The organism is Saccharothrix australiensis, from assembly GCF_003634935.1.
Classification (GTDB): domain Bacteria; phylum Actinomycetota; class Actinomycetes; order Mycobacteriales; family Pseudonocardiaceae; genus Actinosynnema; species Actinosynnema australiense.
Genome location: NZ_RBXO01000001.1, coordinates 2,576,427 through 2,597,596, shown reverse-complemented (window position 1 = coordinate 2,597,596; position 21,170 = coordinate 2,576,427). Strand labels below are relative to the sequence as shown.

Annotated in this window: 4 protein-coding genes; all 4 read right to left on the bottom strand. The window is 75.6% G+C overall.

Annotation, left to right across the window (positions count from 1 at the left end; all coding sequences use genetic code 11):
• Positions 1 to 72 precede the first annotated feature (72 nt).
• The 4 genes from C8E97_RS34450 to C8E97_RS35945 all read right to left on the bottom strand — a co-directional run bounded on the left by C8E97_RS34450 (position 73) and on the right by C8E97_RS35945 (position 21,096).
• The gene (locus C8E97_RS34450) at positions 73 to 1,281 is read right to left on the bottom strand and encodes an acyl-CoA dehydrogenase family protein (protein WP_170211778.1); all 1,209 of its coding nucleotides are present in this window, start codon (positions 1,279 to 1,281) and stop codon (positions 73 to 75) included.
• Between the two features lie 164 nt (positions 1,282 to 1,445).
• Positions 1,446 to 2,936 (bottom strand): MFS transporter, encoded by a 1,491-nt coding sequence (locus tag C8E97_RS12130; protein WP_121004698.1) that lies wholly within the window; start codon positions 2,934 to 2,936, stop codon positions 1,446 to 1,448.
• A gap of 43 nt (positions 2,937 to 2,979) precedes the next feature.
• The gene (locus C8E97_RS12125; RefSeq protein WP_246018825.1) at positions 2,980 to 5,784 is read right to left on the bottom strand and encodes an aminotransferase class III-fold pyridoxal phosphate-dependent enzyme; all 2,805 of its coding nucleotides are present in this window, start codon (positions 5,782 to 5,784) and stop codon (positions 2,980 to 2,982) included.
• Between the two features lie 48 nt (positions 5,785 to 5,832).
• The gene (locus C8E97_RS35945) at positions 5,833 to 21,096 is read right to left on the bottom strand and encodes a type I polyketide synthase (protein ID WP_281275351.1); all 15,264 of its coding nucleotides are present in this window, start codon (positions 21,094 to 21,096) and stop codon (positions 5,833 to 5,835) included.
• Between the last annotated feature and the right edge of the window lie 74 nt (positions 21,097 to 21,170).

Genomic DNA, 21,170 nt, shown 5'->3' with positions numbered 1-21,170 from the left:
GGCCCTGACGCCCCGGTCGCGGGGACGTCAGAGCCGTGCTGGGCCGCAAGGGGCCGGGTCTGCGGAGTCCGGTCAGTGGATGACCGTGATGGTGGGTCGGACCGCCAGCAGCGCCCGGCTGTAGTCCTCCACCACCACCGGCGCGTTCAAACTGTTGTGCCTGCCGATGACGGCGAGGTCGCGCCAGTAGCGCTGGAGCGGGTTGGACCGGGCGAACGCGCGACCGCCGACGACGTCCAGCAGCTTCTCGATGCCCTCGCGGGCCTTCTGCTGCGCGGAGGTGAGGTGCATCCGGATCCGGGCGCGCTCCACCCACGGCACCGGGTCGGCGGGCGCCACGCCGTCGAGGGCGGACGCGGCGTGCTCCATGTGCAGCACGGCGGTCTCGATCAGGTGGGTGGCCTCGGCGAACCAGATGCGGATGGCCGACGAGTCCACCATCGAGTCCAGCGTGGTGAACGTGATCTTCGGCTTCTTCGCCAGGAGGCCGCTGACGACCTCCAGCGCGCCCTCGGCGGAGCCGACCATGCCGGCCAGCGACTGGGCGCTGCCCGCGATGATGGCGGTGTTGCGCTCGTCCTCGTCCGGCAGCGCCTCCGGGGTGAAGTTCACCAGCAGCGTCCGCCGCTCGGGGACGAACACCTCGTCCGCGATGACGGTGTGCGTGCCGGACCCGGCGAGGCCCGCGCAGTCCCACGTGCGCTCGATGGTCAGGTCGCTCATCGGGATGACCGACGTGACCAGGTCGGTCGTCGGCGCGCCGTCCACGTGCAGCGGCACGACGCCGATGTAGGCCCAGTCGGTGATCTCGCAGCCCGAGCTCCACGGGAAGCGCCCGGAGACGACGTACCCGCCGTCGACGCGCCTGGCCCTGGAGTCGTTGAGGTTCGACGTCGAGAGCACGAAGGCGTCGGGCGTGTCGGCGAAGACGTCGGCGAGCGCGGTTTCCGGCAGCCCGTAGGCGAACAGCGTGGACGCGGTGTCGATGGAGAGCGTCCAGCCGGTGGAGGCGCAGCCCCTGCCCACCTCGCGCAGGACGGTCATCACCTCGCGGATGGACAGCTCGTAGCCGCCGTACCTGGCGGGCGTGGTGAGCCGGAACATGCCCGAGTCGCGCAGCGCCTTGGCGACCTCGGGCGCCACCCCGCGGTCGGCCTCGGTCCGCGCGGCGTTGTCGCGCAGGATCGGTTGCAGCGCCCGAGCCCGCTCCACCAGCTCCGGCAGGCTCGGCCGGTCACCGGCCGGCTCGGGCGACCTCACCGCGGTAGATGCAGCTGTCACAAATCCTCCTCCGGTCGTGCGGAGGCTCGCGGGAGCCTGTCGCGCGCACAGCAAACCAAGCCGACCGCCGGGCGGTCTTGCGCTGCCAGACCAGTGCCCGGCCACCTGCTCGGTTCGGAGAACCAAGCGGTGGCCGGGCACCGGAGGAGGAGGTGGGGTCGGCGTCAGATCCCGGCGGCCGGGCCCGCTTCCGGCGCGGGCTGCGCCACCTTGCGGCGCTCGTAGAGCACGCCGCAGATGAGCGCGCCCGCGATGAACACGACGGCGCTCCAGAAGAACGCCGTCGTGTAGCTGCGCACCGCCGCCTCCGCCGCGAGTTCCGGCGTGGGCTCGCGACCCGCGACGAACGCCGTCGCGGCCGAGACCGCGAGCGTGCTCAGCAGCGCGGTGCCGATCGAGCCGCCCACCTGCTGCACGGTGTTGACCAGGGCCGAGGCCGCGCCCGCGTCCTGCGGCTGCACGCCGACGGTGGCGACCGCGCTGCCCAGCGAGACCACCAGGCCGAACCCGAAGCCGGCCACGATCGCCGGGCCGAGCACGCCGCCGGCGTAGCTGCTGGTGGTGTCGAGCCGGGCCAGCCAGATCGAGCCCGCCGCCGCGGCCAGCAGGCCGAGCGGGATCAGCACGTTCGGGCCGAACCGGGGCGTCAGCAGCGGCGGCGCGACGGTCGCGCCGACGACGATCGCGCCGACCATCGGCAGGAACGCCGCGCCGCTCTCGATCGGGCTGAAACCCAGGTTCTGCTGGAGGAAGTAGGTGAGGAACAGCAGCGTGACGAACAGCCCGATGCCCAGCAGGAACATCGCCAGGTACGAGCTGCCGCGGTTGCGGTCGAGCAGGATGCGCACCGGCATCAGCGGGTTCGCGGTGCGCATCTCCACCGCCACGAACACGCCGATCAGCACCACGCCGGCGACCAGGAAGCCCCACACGTCGGGGCCGCCCCACGAGCCGGACGCGGCGTTGGACAGGCCGAACGCCAGGCAGAACAGGCCGACCGACGCGGTGATCGTGCCGGGGATGTCGAGCTTGTCCGGCCGGTCGGCGGCCTGCTGGTTGCGCATGGTCAGCGCCGCGCCGACGAACACCGCGAGCGCGAAGACCACGTTGACGTACATGCACCAGCGCCAGTCCAGCCAGCCGGTGAGCGCGCCGCCCAGGATCAGGCCCAGCGCCAGGCCGCCGGAGCCCAGCGCGCCGTAGATGCCGAACGCCTTGACCCGCTCCTTGGGGTCGGAGAACACGGTGAGCAGGAACGACAGCGCGGCCGGCGCGGTCAGGGCGGCGAACACGCCCTGACCGGCGCGGGCGGCCACGAGCATCCCGAAGTCCACCGCGGCGCCGCCGACGACCGAGGTGACGCCGAACCCGACGATCCCGATCATCAACGCCCGCTTGGCCCCGATCATGTCGACCAGGCGGCCCCCCAGCAGGAGCAGGCTGCCGAACGCCAGCGCGTAGGCCGTGACCACCCACTGCCTGCTCTCGTCGCTGAAGCCGAGGTCGGTCTGGGCCGAGGGCAGGGCGATGTTGACGATGGTGGTGTCGAGGAAGATCATCAGCTGGGCGACGCCGATCACCCCGAGAATCCACCACCGCTTGGCGTGGTGCGGATCGTCGATAGGCGAGTCGACGTCGGTGTGTGGCTGCGACATGGTGCTGCCCCCGTGTCAGGCCGGTGAGGCGGTGTGGACAGGATCAGGTGGTGATCGGCCGGAAGCCGTGCTCCTTGGCCAGTTCCGCGATCGCGCGGTCCTGGCTTCCGGTGAGCCTGCCGGCCGCGAGGTCGGCGCCCGGACCCGCGAATCCCCGGACGACCACTTCCGCCGCGCAGGCGGACATCTCTCCGTCTCCGGAAGTGCTTCGTGCGCCGGGAGGCAGGCTAGCAGCACCGGGTGCGCGCAGTGCTCCACCCCGCACGTAGCGTGCACTTCCGTCGCCTGTATACGGATTCGCCAGGTCGCAGACGATCGCGTTACCCCGGATGGACTGTCCACTGAGGACTTGCGACCCCGTCGGGGTCACGGACAGTACGAGCTGCGCGTCCTGTACCGCCGAAAGGTCGATCGTGGTGTCGACGAACGGGTTGACGTCGTAGGTCCGCGTCAGCCACTCCGCGATCGCCTCACCGCTCGGCGCGTGCGCCGCCCGGCCCTCGTCGAGCCACCTGACGATCAGCGGTTCCGCCGCCAGCGCGGCCACGATTCCGGCGCGTTCGCCGCCGCCCGCGATGATTTCCCAGGCGATCTGGTAGACCCGCCGCGCCGCCTCGCGCAGCCGCGCGTCCGCGCCCGGACCGCCGGACCCGACCAGTGTGATCTTCCGGACATGCGGCGCGGCCAGCTCCGCCGCCGCCGCGCCGACCCGTCCGCCACCGCCGACGATCGCCATCGCCAGCTCCTCGGTGCCGCCGAACTGTTGCACCGCAGCCGATTCCAGCGCCACCAGCGCCGAGTACGCGGCCAGCGCGTGGCCGGTGCTCACGGTGACGCCCGGTACCCGCAGCGCCCCGCCGTGCGCGGTGGCCGCGCCGAGGCCCCGCGCCAGGCCGACGAACTCGCAACCGTCGGCCTTGGCCGCGCGCACCCGGCGCTCCACGTCGCCGACGACGACCGCGTCGAGCCCCGCCCGCCGGTACCCCGCCAGCTGCTCCCCCGTCAGCATCAACGGGTACGCCACCAGGTCGACCGACTCGCCGCCGGGCGACTCGACCCGCACGGGCTCCAGGGGCAGCAGGTCCTTGAGCAGCTCGACGCGCTTGACGTAGCCGCGCAGCCGGTCGTCGTCCAGCTTGGCCAGCGTCGGGTCCAGCTCGCGCAGCGCCTCGACGGTGGGCAGGTAGCTGACGTAGCCCACCTTGCGCTGCGCCCGGCCGGCGGGCGCGGTCGGCGCGGGCGCGTCGCCGCGGTGGTCGGTGATCGCGGGCGCCTTGGCCGTGCCCGGCCAGGTCAGCGGGTGCACCAGCGCGCCGCCGTCCTGGTTGCGCAGGATCTCGCACAGGGCCCGGAAACCGGTGCGGAGCTGGTCGATCTCCGCGTCGTCGAGGTACACCGACGGTTCGATGCGCAGCATGTTCGGCGCGCTGGCGGTGGGGCCGGTGCGGATGGCGTGGGCCAGCTGGAGGTAGCCGCCGAGCACGAAGCTCAGCAGGCCGCTCGCGTTCTTCTCGCGGATGATCGCCGACGCCGACCGGGACTGGTCGGCGAACTCGACGCCGATCATCAGGCCGCGGCCCCGGATGTCGACGATGACGTCCGGGTACTCGGCGGCCAGCTCGCGCAGCGCGCCCGTGATCGCCGCGCCGCGCTCGGCGGCCCTCGCGTAGACCGCCCCGCCGTCGGCCTCCAGCAGCTCCAGCGCCTTGAGCGTGATCGCCGTGCTGAAGCCGTCCTTGGCGAACGTCGAGCTGTGCACCAGCTCGAACTCCGCGCGGTACAGCGACTGCCGCACCAGCAGCGCCGACGCCTTGCCGACGCCGCCGCCCAGCGACTTGCCCAGCAGGTAGTAGTCGCCGAGCAGGCCGATGTGCTTGCTCGCGAAGAACGCGCCGGTGCGGCCCATGCCGGTCTGGATCTCGTCCACGACCACCGGGCACGCGGCCTCGTCGCACACCTGGCGCAGCCGCGCGGCGAACTCGGCGGTCAGCTCGTGGATGCCGCCCTCGCCCTGGATCGGCTCCACCAGGAACCCGGCGAACACCGGGAAGTCGCGCTCCACCAGGGTGACCACGCCGTCGACCACCTCGACGTCGAGGACCGCGGTCCGCTCCTCGTCGAACGCCTTCTCCAGCGCGGCGGTGTCGTTCGGCGGCACGAACCGCGCGGGCAGCCCCAGCACGGCGAACGGGTCGCGGAACGCGGGGTTGTAGGTGAACTGGGTACTGCCGATCAGCTTGCCGTGGAAGGCCCGCTCCAGCGCGAAGAACACCGGGCGGCGGGCGGCCCGCTCGGCGTTGTGCTCGGCGACCGCGCCCAGCAGCTCCTCGATCGACGCGGGCGTGCCGCCGCCCGGCAGCGGTCCCGGCGTGGCCGTGCCCGCGCGGACGGCCCGCGCGGCGACGTCGGCGTGCCACGCGATGCGGTCGAGCAGTTCCCGCGCCCGCAGCGCGCGGGCCATCTCGCCGTGCTTGGCCGCGGCCTCCACCGCCTCCGCGCCGCTGTTGGCGAAGATGATCGAGTACGGCTCGGCCCCCGGGAACTCGCGGCGCAGGATCTCGTTGAGCCGCGCGCCGACCCGGTCCGCGACGGGGTGCAGGGAGAACTGCGCGTGGATCGGCGCGTCGGCGTCCAGCAGCGCCTTGGCGTGGGCGACGATCTCCCGGTTGTTGTGGCCGAGCAGCGTCGAGCCCCAGCCGCCGACCAGGTCGAGCACCGGCGCCTCGGCCCCGCTGTCGTCGAGGTGGTACAGCGTGTCCTTCTCCGCGCGGACGTAGTCGACGTCCATGCCGAAGCCGCTGAGGACGCCGGTCAGGAATGCCTCGGCGTAGCTGATCGGTGCGGTCACGGGTGTTCCTCTCGGGTTCGGGGTCGGTCGGCTCGGGTCTCGGCGGCGTCAGCCGAGCGAACGGCCGAACTCGCGGTCGATGAAGTCGAAGACCTCGTCCTCGGTGGCCGCCTCGATGGCGGCGGCCACGTCGTCGGCGCCGGCGGCGTGCGCGGCCTCCGGTCGGGTCGCGGCCCAGCGGGCCAGGATGGCGTTGAGCCGGGCCGTGATCTCGGCGTGCGCGTCGGTCCGGTCGACCGGCGCGGCCATCAGGGTCGCCTCCAGGCGGTCCAGCTCGGCGAGCGCCGACTGCGCGCTGGTGCCGCCGACGCCGAGCAGCTCGGCCAGGTGGTCGATCAGGGCGGCGGGCGCGGCGTAGTCGAACACCAGCGTGGTGGGCAGGGTGAGCCCGGTGCGCTCGGTCAGCCGGTTGCGCAGGCGCACCGCGGACAGCGAGTCGAACCCGGAGTCCTTGAACGACACGTCCAGCGGCACGTCGTCGGCCGAGGCGTGGCCCAGCACCGCGGCGGCCTCGCCGAGGACGAGGTCGCGCAGCGCCCGGTCGGCCTCCGCCTTGGTCATGCCCGCGAACGCCGCGGCGGGCGCGGCGACGTCCACCGCGCGCCGAACCGATCGCGGCGCCAGGTCGCGCAGCACCACCGGCACGGTGTCGCCGCGCAGGCCCGGCAGGTCGAGCGGGGCGGCCACGACGAGCGCCGGTCCCGCGTCGACGGCGGCGTCGAACAGCTCCGCCGCCTCCTCCTCCCCGATCGGCCGCAGCCCGCCCGACGCCGCGCCGGTGAACCGGCCCCAGGCCACCGACACCGCGGGCAGGCCGGCGGCGCGCCTGCGCTGGGCGAGGGCGTCGAGGAAGGTGTTGGCGGCGGCGAAGTTCGCCTGCCCCTGGCTGCCGAGCAGGCCGACGGCCGAGGAGAACAGCACGAACCGGTCCACGTCGCCCGCCAGCTCGTGCAGGTGCCACGCGGCGTCCGCCTTGGCCGCGAGCACGGCGGTCACCCGCTCGGCGGTGAGCCCGGTGAACACGCCGTCGTCCAGCACGCCCGCGGTGTGCACGACCGACGCCACGGCGCGGTCGGCCAGCAGGTCCGCCACGGCGGCCCGGTCGGCGAGGTCGCAGGCGACGGCCGTGACCGCCGCGCCCTGCGCGGCCAGCTCCTCCCGCAGCGCCACCGGTTCCCGCGCGCCGGTGAGCACCACGTCCGTGACGCCGCGCGCGGTGACCAGGTGCCGCGCCGCGAGCGCGCCCAGCGGCTCGTCCGCGCCGGTGACCAGGACCGGTCCGCGCCACTCGGGCAGGCCGCCGGGCGCGGTGGGCACGAGGCGCGGGGTGAACGGGCGGCCGGCGCGGATCGCCGACTGCGGCTCGCCGGACTCGACGACGGCGGGCAGCGCGGCGGCGGAGGCCGGGTCGGCGTCCAGGTCGACCAGCGCGATCCGGCCGGGGTTCTCCGCCTGCGCCGAGCGCAGCAGGCCCCACACCGCCGCGCCCGCCGGGTCGGCGTCCACCGGGTCGGTCCCGTCCGGCCGCACCACCACCGCGCCGCGCGTCACGACGACGAGCCGCTGGTCGGGCAGGTCGGCACGGCCGAGCCAGTCCAGGGTCAGCGCCAGCACGCGGGCGACGGCGTCGCGCGCGGCGGCGGCCTGGTCGCCCCCGACCGGCCGCACCTCCGCCAGCAGCGCGTCCCAGGGCAGGAACGTGGTCGCCGCGTCCTCCACGTCGGCGAGCCGCAGCGGCGCGACCTCGTCGAGCGCGCTGTCCTCGTCGCCGAGCAGGGCGAGACCGCCGGACGGCTCCGCGCCGGGCAGCGCCGCGGGCGTCCAGCGCAGCTCGTACAGCGGCAGGCCGCGCTCGGCCGGCGCGCGCACCGCGACCTCGCCGAAGGTCACCGAGCCCACCTCCAGGACCGGCTTGCCCGCCTCGTCGAACGCCTCCAGCCGGTGGCCGTCCGCGGTCGGGGTCAGGCGCACCCGCAGCGCGGTCGCGCCGGACGCGTGCAGCCGCACGTCGGCCCACGCCACCGGCTGCCCAGGCCGGTCGAGCAGCAGCGGCTGGAGCGCGGCCTCGAACAGCGCCGGGTGCAGCCCGTACCGGCCCGCGTCGGCCGCCGCCCGCTCGGGCAGCCGCACCTCGGCGAACAGCTCGTCGCCCCGCCGCCACACCGCCTCCAGGCCCTGGAACGCGGGACCCCGGCCCTGGCCCGCGTCGGCGAGGTCGGCGTACACGCCGTCCAGCGCCACGGCCCGGCCGCCCGACGGCGGCCACGTGTCCGGCGACGGGCCCGGTTCGGTCTCGAACGGGCTGAGCACACCGGTCGCGTGCCGGGTCCACGTGCCGCCGTCGGGCTGGGCGTGCACGGACACGGGTCGGCGGCCTGCCTCGTCCCGCGCGCCCACGACGACCTGGACCCGGACGCCGCCGCGCGCGGGCAGCACGAGCGGCGCGTCGGCGGTCAGCGCGGCCAGCACCGGGCAGCCTGCCTCGTCGCCCGCGCGGATCACCAGGTCCACCAGCGCCGTGCCGGGCAGCACGACCGCGCCGGAGGCGGTGTGGTCGGCCAGCCACGGGTGGGTCCGCACGGACAGCCTGCCCGCGAACACCAGCTCGTCGGAGCCGGCGACGGCCAGCGCCGCGCCGAGCAGCGGGTGCCCGGCGGAGGTGAGCCCCAGGCTGTCGGCGTCCCGCGAGGGCGCGCCGTGCAGCCAGTACGACTCGCGTTGGAACGGGTAGGTCGGCACGTCGGTCCACCGCGCGCCGGAACCCGCGAACACCTCCGCCCAGCGGACGGTGGCCCCGGCGGTGAACAGCGCGCCCACGGCGGCCAGCAGCGCCCGCGCGTCCGGCAGGGCGTCGGCCGCGACGACCCGCGTCACGCCCTGCTCGCGCAACCGGGCGAGGTCGTCGACCGCCGCCGGGCGCAGGTCGTCCTCCGTGACGGCCAGGCCGGTGCGCGGCGACAGCACCGACGTGGTGGTCGGCGCGAGGCTCACCGGGGTGTCCTCGCCGGCGACCAGCGCGCGGGCGGCGTCGAGGTCGAGCGCGCCCGCGACGTGCGCGGCGGCCACCAAGCCCGCGCCGACGCCCGACAGGTGGTCGAACCGCACGCCCCAGGACTCCAGGAGCCGGTGCAGCGCCACGGCCGACGCGAACGCCAGCGCCGCGTCGTCCGGCTCGGGGAACAGCGCGACGGCCTCGTCGTGCGCCGCGGCGTACACCGGGAACGCCGCCCGCAGCTCCGGACCGGCCGGGACGGGCGCGGCGGGCAGCACGAGCGCCGACCGGCAGGGCTCGGCCGCGGCCACGGCGGGCTCCCGCAGGGCGCGCGCCGCCTCCGCGACGTCGGCCGCGACCACCACGGCGCGGTGCGCGAACACCGCCCGCGTGGTGGCCAGCGCGTAGCCGGTGTCCAACAGCGCGGGCGCGTCCGGGCGCTCCACGAACTCCAGCAGGTCGGCGATCCGGGCGCGCAGCGCCTCGGCGGACTTGGCCGACAGCACGAGCGGCACGGCGGGCAGCCCCTTGGCCGGGTGGGACGGCGGCGCGGGCGGCGCCTCCTCCAGGATCACGTGCGCGTTGGTGCCGCTCACGCCGAACGACGACACGGCGGCCCGGCCCGGCCGCCCGTGCTCCGGCCACGGCCGCGCCTCGGTGAGCAGCTCCACCGCGCCGTCGGACCAGTCGACGCGGGTCGTCGGCCGGTCGACGTGCAGCGTCTTCGGCATGGTGCGGTGCCGCAGCGCCATGACCGCCTTGATGATCCCGCCGACGCCGGCCGCGTGCTGGGCGTGCCCGAAGTTCGACTTCAGCGAGCCCAGCCACAGCGGCTCGACGCGGTCCTGGCCGTAGGTGTCCAGCAGGGCCTGCGCCTCGATCGGGTCGCCGAGCCGGGTGCCGGTGCCGTGCGCCTCCAGCAGGTCCACGTCGGACGGCGCGAGGCCCGCGTTGGCCAGCGCCTGCCGCATCACGCGCCGCTGCGCCGGGCCGTTGGGCGCGGACAGGCCGTTGGACGCGCCGTCGGAGTTGACCGCCGACCCCCGCACCACGGCGAGCACGCGGTGACCGTTGCGCCGCGCGTCGGACAGCCGTTCCAGCACCAGCACGCCCACGCCCTCGGCCCACGCGGTGCCGTCGGCCCCCTCGGCGAACGCCTTCGCCCGGCCGTCGGCCGCCAGGCCGCGCTGGCGCGAGAACTCCACGAACATCAGCGGCTTGGGCATCACGGTGACACCACTGGCCATCGCCAGCGTGCACTCGCCGGACCGCAGCGCGCCGGCCGCCAGGTGCACGGCGACCAGCGCGGACGAGCACGCCGTGTCCACCGTCATGGTCGGGCCCTCCAGGCCGAGCGCGTAGGAGATCCGGCCGGAGCCGACCGCCGACGCGTGCCCGGTCAGCAGGTAGCCCTCCGCGCCGTCCTCGACCGCGTTGTCGCCCACCCCGTACGGCTGGGCGGTGAGCCCGGCGTAGACGCCGGTCGCGCTGCCGCGCAACGAGGTCGGGTCGATGCCCGCGCGTTCCAGCGCCTCCCACGACGTCTCCAGCAGCAGCCGCTGCTGCGGGTCCATCGCCAACGCCTCGCGCGGCGAGATCCCGAAGAAGCCCGCGTCGAACTCCGCCGCGTCGTACAGGAACCCGCCTTCCCGCGTGTAGAACGTGCCGGGCGCGTCCGGGTCGGGGTCGTAGAGCCCCTCGACGTCCCAGCCCCGGTCCTCGGGCATCGGTCCGGTGGCGTCGACACCGGCCGCGACGAGGTCCCACAGCGCCTCGGGCGAGTTCGCGCCGCCGGGGAACCGGCAGGCCATGCCGACGATCGCGATCGGCTCGTCGACCGGCCGGGTGGTGACCGCCGGCGGCGCGACCACCGGCGCGGACACGCCGGACAGCTCGCCGAACAGGTGCGCGCCGAGGGCCTGCGCGGTCGGGTAGTCGAACACCACGCTCGCGGACAGCTTCACCCCGGTGCCGGCGGTGAGCCGGTTGCGCAGCTCCACGGCGGTCAGCGAGTCGAACCCGAGCGAGCGGAACGCCACGTCCGGCGCGGCGGGCTCGCCGGCGGCGTGGCCGAGCACGGCCGTCGCCTCGGTCCGCACCAGCTCCACGACGGCGTCGAGCCGCGCGTCCTCGGGCAGCGCGGCCAGGCGCTGGGCGAACGTGCCCGCGTCGGCGGTCTTCGCCGCCCGCCGGACCCTCCGGGCGACCATGCCGCGCAGCACGGTCGGGACCGGGTCCGAGCCGGCCCGCAGCGCCGGCAGGTCGAGGCGGACGGGCAGCACCAGCGCCCGCTCCACGCCGAGCGCGCGGTCGAACAGCGCCGCGCCCTCCTCCTCCGTCATGCGCACCAGGCCGAGCCGGCTCAGGTGGTCCAGCTCGACGTCGGTCAGCGTGGTCTCCATGCCGCCCGAGGACGCCCACAGGCCCCAGCCCAGCGACACGGCGGGCAGCCCCTGGTCGCGGCGGGCCTGCGCCAGCGCGTCGAGGAACGTGTTGCCCGCGGCGTACGCGGCCTGGCCCCGGTTGCCCATCGTGCCCGCCACGGACGAGAACAGCGCGAACAGCCGCAGGTCCAGGTCGCGGGTCAGCTCGTGCAGGTGCCAGCCCGCGTCCACCTTGGGGCGCAGCACGGCGGCCAGGCGCTCGGGCGTCAGCGACTCCACGACGCCGTCGTCGAGGACGCCCGCGCAGTGCACGACGCCCCGGAGCGGCCGGTCGCCCGGTATCGCGGCCAGCACCGCGGCCACCTGGTCGCGGTCGGCGACGTCGCACGCGACCACGTCGACGCGCGCGCCGAGCCCGGCCAGCTCCTCCCGCAACCGGTCCGCGCCGGGCGCGTGCGGGCCGCGCCGGCTGGTCAGCACCAGGTCGCGCACGCCGTGGCGGGTGACCAGGTGCCGCGCGAACACCGCGCCCAGCGCGCCCGTGCCGCCGGTCACCAGCACGGTGCCGTCGAGGTCCGGCGCGGCGCCCGCCGGCCGGGCAGGCGCCATGCGCGGCACGGTCATCCGCCCGGCGCGCACCGCGAGCTGCGGCTCGCCGGAGGCCAGCGCCGCGCCCAGCACGGCGAGCGTCGCCGGGTCGTCGTCGAGGTCGGCCAGCACGATCCGGTCGGGGTGCTCGGCCTGCGCGGCGCGCAGCAGGCCCCACGCGGCGGCGGCGGGCAGGTCGCGGACCGGCTCGTCGGCGGTGGTGCTCACCGCGCCTCGGGTGATGACGACGAGCTTGCCGCCGGCCGCGCCGCGCACCAGGTCGAGCGCGCGGGCGGTGGTCTCGTGCACGGCGGCGACCAGGTCGCCGGACCGCCCGGACAGGACGGCCAGCAGCGTCTCGCCGTCGTCCGAGGCCAGCAGCGCGCGCTCCACCGCGCTGTCGACGCCGACGAAGGTGTACGCGCCCGTGGCGGTGCCCGGCTCGGCCGCCACCCAGTCGACCACGAACAGCGCGTCGGACGGCCCGGTGCGGGCCGGCTCCACCTCGCCCTGCCGGGCGGTCAGCGAGCGCACCTCGGCGACCGGCCGGCCGGTCGCGTCCGCGACCTGGAGCGAGCAGGAGTTGCCGCCGTCCGCGACGACCCGCGCGCGCAGCGCCGTCGCGCCCGCCGCGTACCGGCTGATGCCGCTCCACACGAACGGCAGCAGCAACCGGAACCGCTCGCCCTGCGCGGTCATCGCCGCCACGATCTGCGGGTGCAACGCGGCGTCGAGCAGGCCGGGGTGCACGCCGTAGCGCTCGGCGTCGGCGTGCGCGTGCTCGGGCAGCCGGACGTCGGCGAAGTACTCGTCGCCGCGCCGCCACAGCGCCCGCATCCCCTGGAACAGCGGGCCGAACGCGTAGCCGGCGGCGGCCATCCGGTCGTAGAGGCCGTCCACGTCGGGCACCGGCTCCGCGCCCGCCGGCGGCCACTGGGTGAAGTCGAAGGCCGGTTCGGGCGAGGCGACGCCCAGGGTGCCGGTGGCGTGGCACACCCAGTCGTGCGCCTCGTCCGGTCGCGAGTACACGCCGAACCCGCGCTGCCCCGCCTTCGGCGGGCCCAGCACCACCTGGGTGGTCACGTCCGCGCCGGCGGGGATGAGCAGCGGTGCGGCGACGACGAGTTCCTCGATGCTCGGGAAGCCGACCTCGTCACCGGCGTGCCCGACCATGTCGATCAGGGCGGTGCCGGGCACCAGGACCCGGCCGCCCAGCTCGTGGTCCGCCAGCCACGGGTGGCTGCGCCGGGACAGGCGGCTCGTGAACACCACGTCCTCCGCGCCCGCCACGGCGACCACGGCGTCCAGCATCGGGTGCCCGACCCGCGCCAGCCCGGCGGAGGCCACGTCCGCCGACCCCGGCGTGAGCCAGTAGTGCTTGCGCTGGAAGGGATACGTGGGCAGGTCGATTCGCGCGGGCGTGCCATCGGCGGTGAACGACTGCCGCAGCACCGCTTCCCAGTCAACTCCATCCACAGTGGACAGACCGGCGAGCAGGGCTTGTGTCTGGGGTTTGTCGCGGTGCTGCAACGCGGTGAACACCACGTCGTCGAGCACGTCGGAAGCCAACGTGGTCAGCACCGCGTCCGGCCCGACCTCCACGAACTGCGACACCCCCGCCGCATGCAGAGTCGTGACATGGTCGGCGAACCGGACGGGTCGACGCACATGCTGCACCCAATAATCGACCGAACACACCTGCTCCGCCGGTGCCGCCATCGCGATCACCGGCTCGGAGAACGTCACACCGCCCAACACCTCGGCGAACTCGGCCAGCATCGGGTCCATCAACGGCGAATGGAACGCATGACTGACCGACAACCGACTCGTCTTACGACCCCGCCCGACGAACACCGCCGCCACCCGCTCGACCGCATCCTCCACACCCGACACCACCACCGACACCGGGCCATTCACCGCCGCCACACCCACCTGCGACTCATACCCGGCCAGCGCCTCCAACACCTCCGCCTCGGACGCCCGGATCGCCACCATCGCCCCGCCCGACGGCAACCCCTGCATCAACCGACCCCGCGCCGCCACCAACCTGCACGCGTCAGCGAGCGAGAACACCCCCGCCACATACGCCGCGGCGACCTCACCGATCGAATGCCCCGTCACGACATCCGGAACAACACCCCACGACGAGACCAGACGGAACAACGCCACCTCGAACGCGAACAACCCAGGCTGCGTCCACCCCGTCTCATCAAGATCAGCCACACCATCGAAAACGACATCCCTCAACGACCCCGGAAGCAGGCCCTCGAACCCGGCACACACCTCGTCGAACGCCGAGGCGAACACCGGAAACACTTCATAGAGTTCCCGACCCATACCGGGGCGTTGTGCGCCCTGACCGGTGAACAGGAAACCCACCCGGCCACCCCGCGCCACACCGGCACCCGCACCAGCAGCCACCCCACGCAACCCGGACACCAACCCGTCCCGGTCCGCACCGAGCACGACGGCGCGGTGCTCGAACACCGACCGCCCGCTCGCCTGCGCCCACGCCAGCTCCAGCGGTGACGCCTGCTCGGCCACCGGCAGCAGGCGGGCGGCCAGGTCGCGCAGCGCCTGCGGCGTGCGCGCGGAGACCACCAGCGGCAGCACCGGCAGGCGCGTCCCGACCGGCTCGGCGGCCGGTGGCGCGGGCGGCTCCTCCACGATCAGGTGCGCGTTGGTGCCGCTGATCCCGAACGACGACACCGCACCGCGCCTCGGCCGATCACCGGCCGGCCACGGGCGCGGCGACGTCAGCAGCTCCACCGCGCCGGACGACCAGCCGACCACCGGGTTCGGTTCGTCCACGTGCAGGGTCTTCGGCATCACGCCGTGCTTCATGCCCAGCAACAGCTTGATGACACCGCCCACGCCGGCGGCGGCCTGCGTGTGCCCGATGTTCGACTTCAACGAGCCCAACCACAGCGGCTCATCGCGGTCCTGGCCGTAGGTGGCCAGCAACGCCTCGGCTTCGATCGGGTCGCCCAACCGCGTGCCCGTGCCGTGCGCCTCCACGACGTCGACCTCGGCGGGCGTCAGCCCCGCGTCGGCCAGCGCACGCCGGATCACCCGCTGCTGCGACAACCCGTTCGGCGCGGTCAACCCGTTCGACGCCCCGTCGGAGTTCACCGCCGAACCCCGCACCACGCCCAAAACGCGGTGCCCGTTGCGCAACGCGTCCGACAACCGCTCCAGCACCAGCACACCCGCGCCCTCGGCCCAGCTCGTGCCGTCGGCGGCGGCGGCGAACGCCTTCGCGCGGCCGTCCGGCGCGAGTCCGCGCTGCCGCGAGAACTCCACGAAGTGACCGGTGGTGCCCATCACGGTCGCGCCGCCCGCCAGCGCGAGCCCGCACTCGCCCCGGCGCAGCGCCTGCGCCGCCAGGTGCATGGCCACCAGCGACGACGAGCACGCGGTGTCGACCGTCATCGCGGGGCCTTCCAGCCCGAGCGCGTAGGCGACGCGACCGGACGCGACGCTCGCCGCGCCACCGGTCAGGCCGAACCCGTCGCCGTCGCTGTCCGCGCCGGCGCCGTAGCCCATCAGGATCAGGCCCGCGAACACGCCGGTGTCGGTGCCGCGCAACGACTTCGGGTCGACCCCGGCGTCCTCCAGCGCCTCCCAGGACGTCTCCAGCAGCAGCCGCTGCTGCGGGTCCATCGCCAACGCCTCGCGCGGCGAGATCCCGAAGAAGCCCGCGTCGAACTCCGCCGCGTCGTACAGGAACCCACCGCCGCGCGCGTAGCAGCGGCCCGGCTTGCCCGGCTCGGGGTCGTAGAGCCCGTCGACGTCCCAGCCCCGGTCGCGGGGGAACTCGCCGATGGCGTCGCCGCCCGCGGCGAGCAGCTCCCACAGCCGCGCGGGCGAGGCCACCCCGCCGGGGTAGCGGCAGGCCATGCCGACGATCGCGATCGGCTCGTCCGACCCGGCCGCGACCGGGCCCGCCTCCTCGGCCGCGCCCTCCTCGCCGACCAGCTCGGCCAGGATATGCCCGGCCAGCGCGGACGCGGTCGGGTAGTCGAACACGACGGCCTGCGGCAGCTGCACCCCGGTGCTCGCGGCGAGCCGGTTGCGCAGCTCCACGGCGGTCAGCGAGTCGAACCCGAGCGAGCGGAACGCCAGGTCCTCGGCGATGCGGTCGGTCGCGGTGTGCCCCAGGACGGCGGCGGCCTCCGCGCGCACCAGGTCGACCACGAGCTTGCGGCGGGCCCGCGCGGGCATGGTGAACAGCCGCTCGGCCAGCGAGCCCGGCCCGCCCGAGCCGGTGCGCGCCCGTCGGCGGGCGGTGCGGGTGACCAGGGCGCGCAGGACCTGCGGCACCTCCTGGCCGCGCAGCACGGCGGTGTCGAGCTTGACCGGCAGCACGGCGGCGCGGTCGGCGGCCAGCGCGCGGTCGAACAGCCCGACGCCGTCCTCGGCGGTGATCGGCTTGAGCCCGGCCTGGACGAGCCGGGCGTGCTGCTGCTCGGACAGCCCGGCCGCCATGCCCTCGGCGGAGGACCACAGGCCCCAGCCGAGCGAGGTGGCGGGCAGGCCCAGGGCGCGGCGGTGGTGGGCGAGCACGTCGAGGAACACGTTGCCGGCGGCGTAGTTGGCCTGGCCCGCGCCGCCGATGGTGCCCGCGTAGGAGGAGAACAGGACGAAGGGGCCGACACCGCCGGCCAGCTCGTGCAGGTGCCAGGCCGCGTCGACCTTGGGCCGCAGCACGGCTGCCAACCGCTCGGGCGTCAACCCGGCCACCACACCGTCGTCCAGGACGCCCGCCGTGTGCACGACACCGCTCAGCGGGTGCTCGGCGGGGATGCCCGCCAGCAGGCGTTCGAGGGCGGCGCGGTCGGCGGTGTCGCAGGCGGCGATCTCGACCTCGGCGCCGGCCGCGACGAGGTCCGCGCGCAGCTCCTCCGCGCCCGGCGCGGCCGCGCCTCGGCGGCTGGTGAGCAGCAGGTGGCGCACGCCGTGCGCGGTGACCAGGTGGCGGGCGAACAACGCGCCCAGCAGGCCGGTACCGCCGGTGATCAGCACGGTGCCGGCGGGGTCCCACCGGGCCGGCGTCGGCGTCGCGGTCACGGTGCCCACACGTGGCACCGCCACGCTGTCCACACGTGGCACCGCCACAGTACCCACACGTGGCACCGCCACGGCGACCACGCGCGGCACCGCCACGGCTCCCCCGCGCACGGCGGCCTGCGCGTGGCCCGCGTCGACCACGGCGGGCAGCAGCGCGGCGGACGCGGGGTCGTCGTCGAGGTCGACGAGGAAGACCCGGTCGGGGTGCTCGGACTGGGCGGACCGCAGCAGGCCCCAGGCGGCGGCGCCCGCGAGGTCGGTGGACTCGTCGCCGGTCACGGCCATCGCGCCGCGCGTCACGGCGACCAGGCGGACGCCGTCGGCGGACACGACCCGCTGCACCACGTCCAGCACGTCGGCCGTGGTCCGGTGCACCGAGCCGATCACGTCGCCGCCGGCCGGCTCGACCGGGAGCACCAGCACGCCCGCGCCGGCGGAGACCTCCGCGACCCGCTCGACCGGGACGGCGGCGGCGACGGCGTCGCCCACCGAGGCGTTCCGGGCGGCGTCGCCCACCGAGGCACCCACAGCGTCATCCACGGCGTCACCCGCGCCGACGCCGGGCAGCAGCGCCCACCGCCCGGCGGGCGTCGCCCGCGCTACGTCCACCGGCGTCCACGCGACCTCGTACAGCGAGTCCGCCCGCGTCTCCGCGACGGCGACCTCGCCCAGCTCGACGGTCGCCTCGACGACCGGTCCGCCGGTCTCGTCGGTCGCCCGCAGGCGGTACCCGCCCGCCTCCGGGCTCAGGCGCACGCGCAGCGCCCGCGCGCCGGACGCGTGCAGCGCCACGCCCGTCCACCCCACCGCCTGCCGCACGGGGCCCTCGCCGAGCAGCGGGTGCAGCGCGGCGTCGAGCAGGGCGGGGTGCAGCTCGAAGCCGTCGGACGCCGAGTCGGGCAGCCGCACCTCGGCGAACAGCTCGCCGCCCCGCCGCCACAGCGCCTCGACGCCCTGGAACAGCGGCCCGTAGCGGTACCCGGCGTCGGCGAGCCCGTCGTAGAAGCCGTCCACGGGCACCGGGTCGGCGTCCCGAGGCGGCCACACCGGGTCGAGGTCGGGCGCGGTGGCGGTCGCGGCGAGGACGCCGGTCGCGTGCCGGGTCCAGCCCACGCTCGCGTCCTCGTCGTCCGGCCGGGAGTGCACGGCGAACGTCCGGTCGGCGTGCACCACGACCTGCACGCGCACGGCGTCCCGCTCGGGCACGACGAGCGGCGCCTCCACGGTCAGCCGCTCGACGCCCGCGCGGCCCACCTCGTCGCCCGCCCGGACCGCCAGCTCCACCAGGGCGGAGCCGGGCACGGCGCACACGCCGCCGACGACGTGCTCGGCCAGCCAGCCGTGCGAGCGCGCGGACAGCCGGCCGACGACCACGACCTCGTCGGCCCCCGCGATCGACACGACCGCGCCCAGCAGCGGGTGCGCGGCGTCGACCAGGCCGACCGCGCCCACGTCGTGCGCGGGCGTCTCGGTGAGCCAGTAGTCCTCGCGGTCGAACGCGTAGGTCGGGACGTCGGCCCTCGGCCCCGCGCCGAACACGGCGCTCCAGTCGACCGCCACGCCCTGCACCCAGGCCCGCGCCAGCGAGTCCTGGAACCGGCTCGGGCCGCCGTCGTCGCGGCGCAGCGAGCCGACCACCACGACGTCGTCGCCCAGGGCGTCGGCGATGGTGGTGGTGAGGCCGGGGTGGGGGCTCAGCTCGACGAACGTCCGGTGGCCCCGCTCGGCCAGCGCCGTGATCGCCGAGTGGAACAGCACGGTGCGGCGCAGGTTGCGGTACCAGTAGTCGGCGGTCAGCTCCGCGCCGTCGAGCAGGCGCTCCTCGACGGTGGAGAACAGCGGCACCGAGCCCGACCGGGGCCGCAGGTCCGCCAGCGCCGCGAGCAGTTCCTCGCGGATCAGCTCGACCGACGCCGAGTGGGACGCGTAGTCGACCGGCAGGATCTTGGCGCGCACGCCGTCGGCCTCGCACGCGGCGTGCAGCGCGCGCAGCTCGGCGGGGTCGCCGGACACCACGACCGAGTTGGGCCCGTTGGCGGCGGCCACGGACAGCCCGCCGTACGCGGCGAGCCGCGCGGTCACCACGTCCACCGGCAGGGCGACCGACATCATGCCGCCCTTGCCGGACAGCGCGAGGATCGCCTTGCTGCGCAGCGCCACCACGCGCGCGGCGTCGTCCAACGACAGCACGCCCGCCACGCAGGCGGCGGCGATCTCGCCCTGCGAGTGGCCGACCACCGCCGACGGCTCGACGCCGTGCGCCCGCCACAGCGCGGCCAGCGACACCATCACCGAGAACAGCGCGGGCTGGACGACGTCCACCCGCTCCAGCGCCTCGGCGTCGTCGAGCACCGCGAACAGGTCCCAGTCGACGTGCGGCGCGAGGGCGTCGGCGCAGGCGCGCATCGACTCGGCGAACACCGGCGACGCGGCGACCAGCTCGACCGCCATGCCGACCCACTGCGCGCCCTGGCCGGGGAACACGAACGCGGTCTTGCCGGGGTTGCGGGCGACGCCGCGCACCACGCCGGGCGCGTCGGCGTCCTCGGCCAGCGCCGCCACGCCGGCGCGCAGGCCCTGCGCGTCGGGTGCCACGACGACGGCCCGCTGGTCGAACACCGGCCGACCGGTCAGCGCCCGGCCCACCGCCACCACGTCCGACCCGCTGCCCGCGCCGTCCGCACCGACAGCACCGTCCGCACCGACAGCACCGACGGCGCCGCCAGAACCGACGGCGCCGGCAGCGCCATCCGGACCGACAACCCCGTCGGCACCGCTCCCGACGTGCGCCGACAACCGCGCCGCCTGACCGCGCAGCGACGCCGCGGACTTGGCGGACAGCACCCAGGGCACCACCGGCACCGGCCGCTCGGCCTCGGGCGCGGGCAGCTCGGGCGCCTGCTCCACGATCACGTGCGCGTTGGTGCCGCTGATGCCGAACCCGGACACCGCCGCCCGGCGCGGGCGGTCCAGCTCCGGCCACGGCCGCGCCTCGGTCAGCAGCTCCACCCGGCCGGCGGACCAGTCCACCGCGGGCGTCGCCTCGTCCACGTGCAGCGTCTTGGGCAGCAGGCCCGCGCGCAGCGCCATCACCAGCTTGATCACGCCGCCGACGCCCGCCGCCGCCTGCGTGTGGCCGACGTTGGACTTCAGCGAGCCCAGCCACAGCGGCCGCCCCTCGGGCCGCTCCTGCCCGTAGGTGGCCAGCAGCGCCTGCACCTCGATCGGGTCGCCCAGCCGGGTGCCGGTGCCGTGCCCGTCGACCAGGTCGACGTCGGCGGCGGTCAGGCCCGCGTCGGCGAGCGCCTGCCGGATCACCCGGCGCTGCGAGGGGCCGTTGGGCGCGGTCAGGCCGTTGGACGCGCCGTCGGAGTTGACCGCCGACCCGCGCACCACGGCCAGCACCGGGTGCCCGTTGGCGATCGCGTCGGACAGCCGCTCCAGGACCACCATGCCCGCGCCCTCGGACCAGCCGGTGCCGTCGGCGGCGGCGGCGAACGCCTTGCAGCGGCCGTCGGCGGACAGGCCGCGCTGGCGGGAGAACTCGATGAACGTGTCGGGCGTCGGCATGACGGTCGCGCCGCCGGCCAGCGCCAGCGAGCACTCGCCCGCGCGCAGCGCCCGCGCCGCGAGGTGCACGGCGACCAGCGACGACGAGCACGCCGTGTCGACGGTCATCGACGGGCCCTCCAGGCCGAGCACGTACGACACGCGCCCGGACGCGACGCTGGCCGCGCCGCCGGTCACGCCGAAGCCCTCGCCGCCCTGCTCGTCCGCGCCCAGGCCGTAGCGCTGGCCGCGGTGCCCCATCAGCCCGGCGAAGACCCCGGTGGGGCTGCCCTTGAGGCCCTGCGGGTCGATGCCCGCGCGCTCCAGGGCTTCCCAGGAGGTCTCCAGCAGCAGGCGCTGCTGCGGGTCCATCGCCAGCGCCTCGCGCGGCGAGATGCCGAAGAACCCGGCGTCGAACCCCGCCGCCTCGTGCAGGAAGCCGCCCGCGCGGGCGTAGAAGCGGCCGGGCAGTCCGGGTTCGGGGTCGTAGAGGCCGTCGACGTCCCAGCCGCGGTCGCGCGGGAACTCGCCGATGGCGTCACCGCCCGAGGACACCAGCCGCCACAGGTCGTCCGGCGTGGCGACACCGCCGGGGAACCGGCAGGCCATGCCGACGACCGCGATGGGGGCCGACGCCGCGCTCTCCACCTCGTGCAGCCGGTCGCGCGCGTCCTGCAGCTCGGCCACCGCCCGGCGCAGGTACTCGCGGAGCTTGCCCTCGTTCTCCATCGTGGTCGCCACCTCCGGTGCAGGCCCCCAGGCCGTGAGCAGGCACGGGCGGCGGACCGGCAGGCACCGGGCCG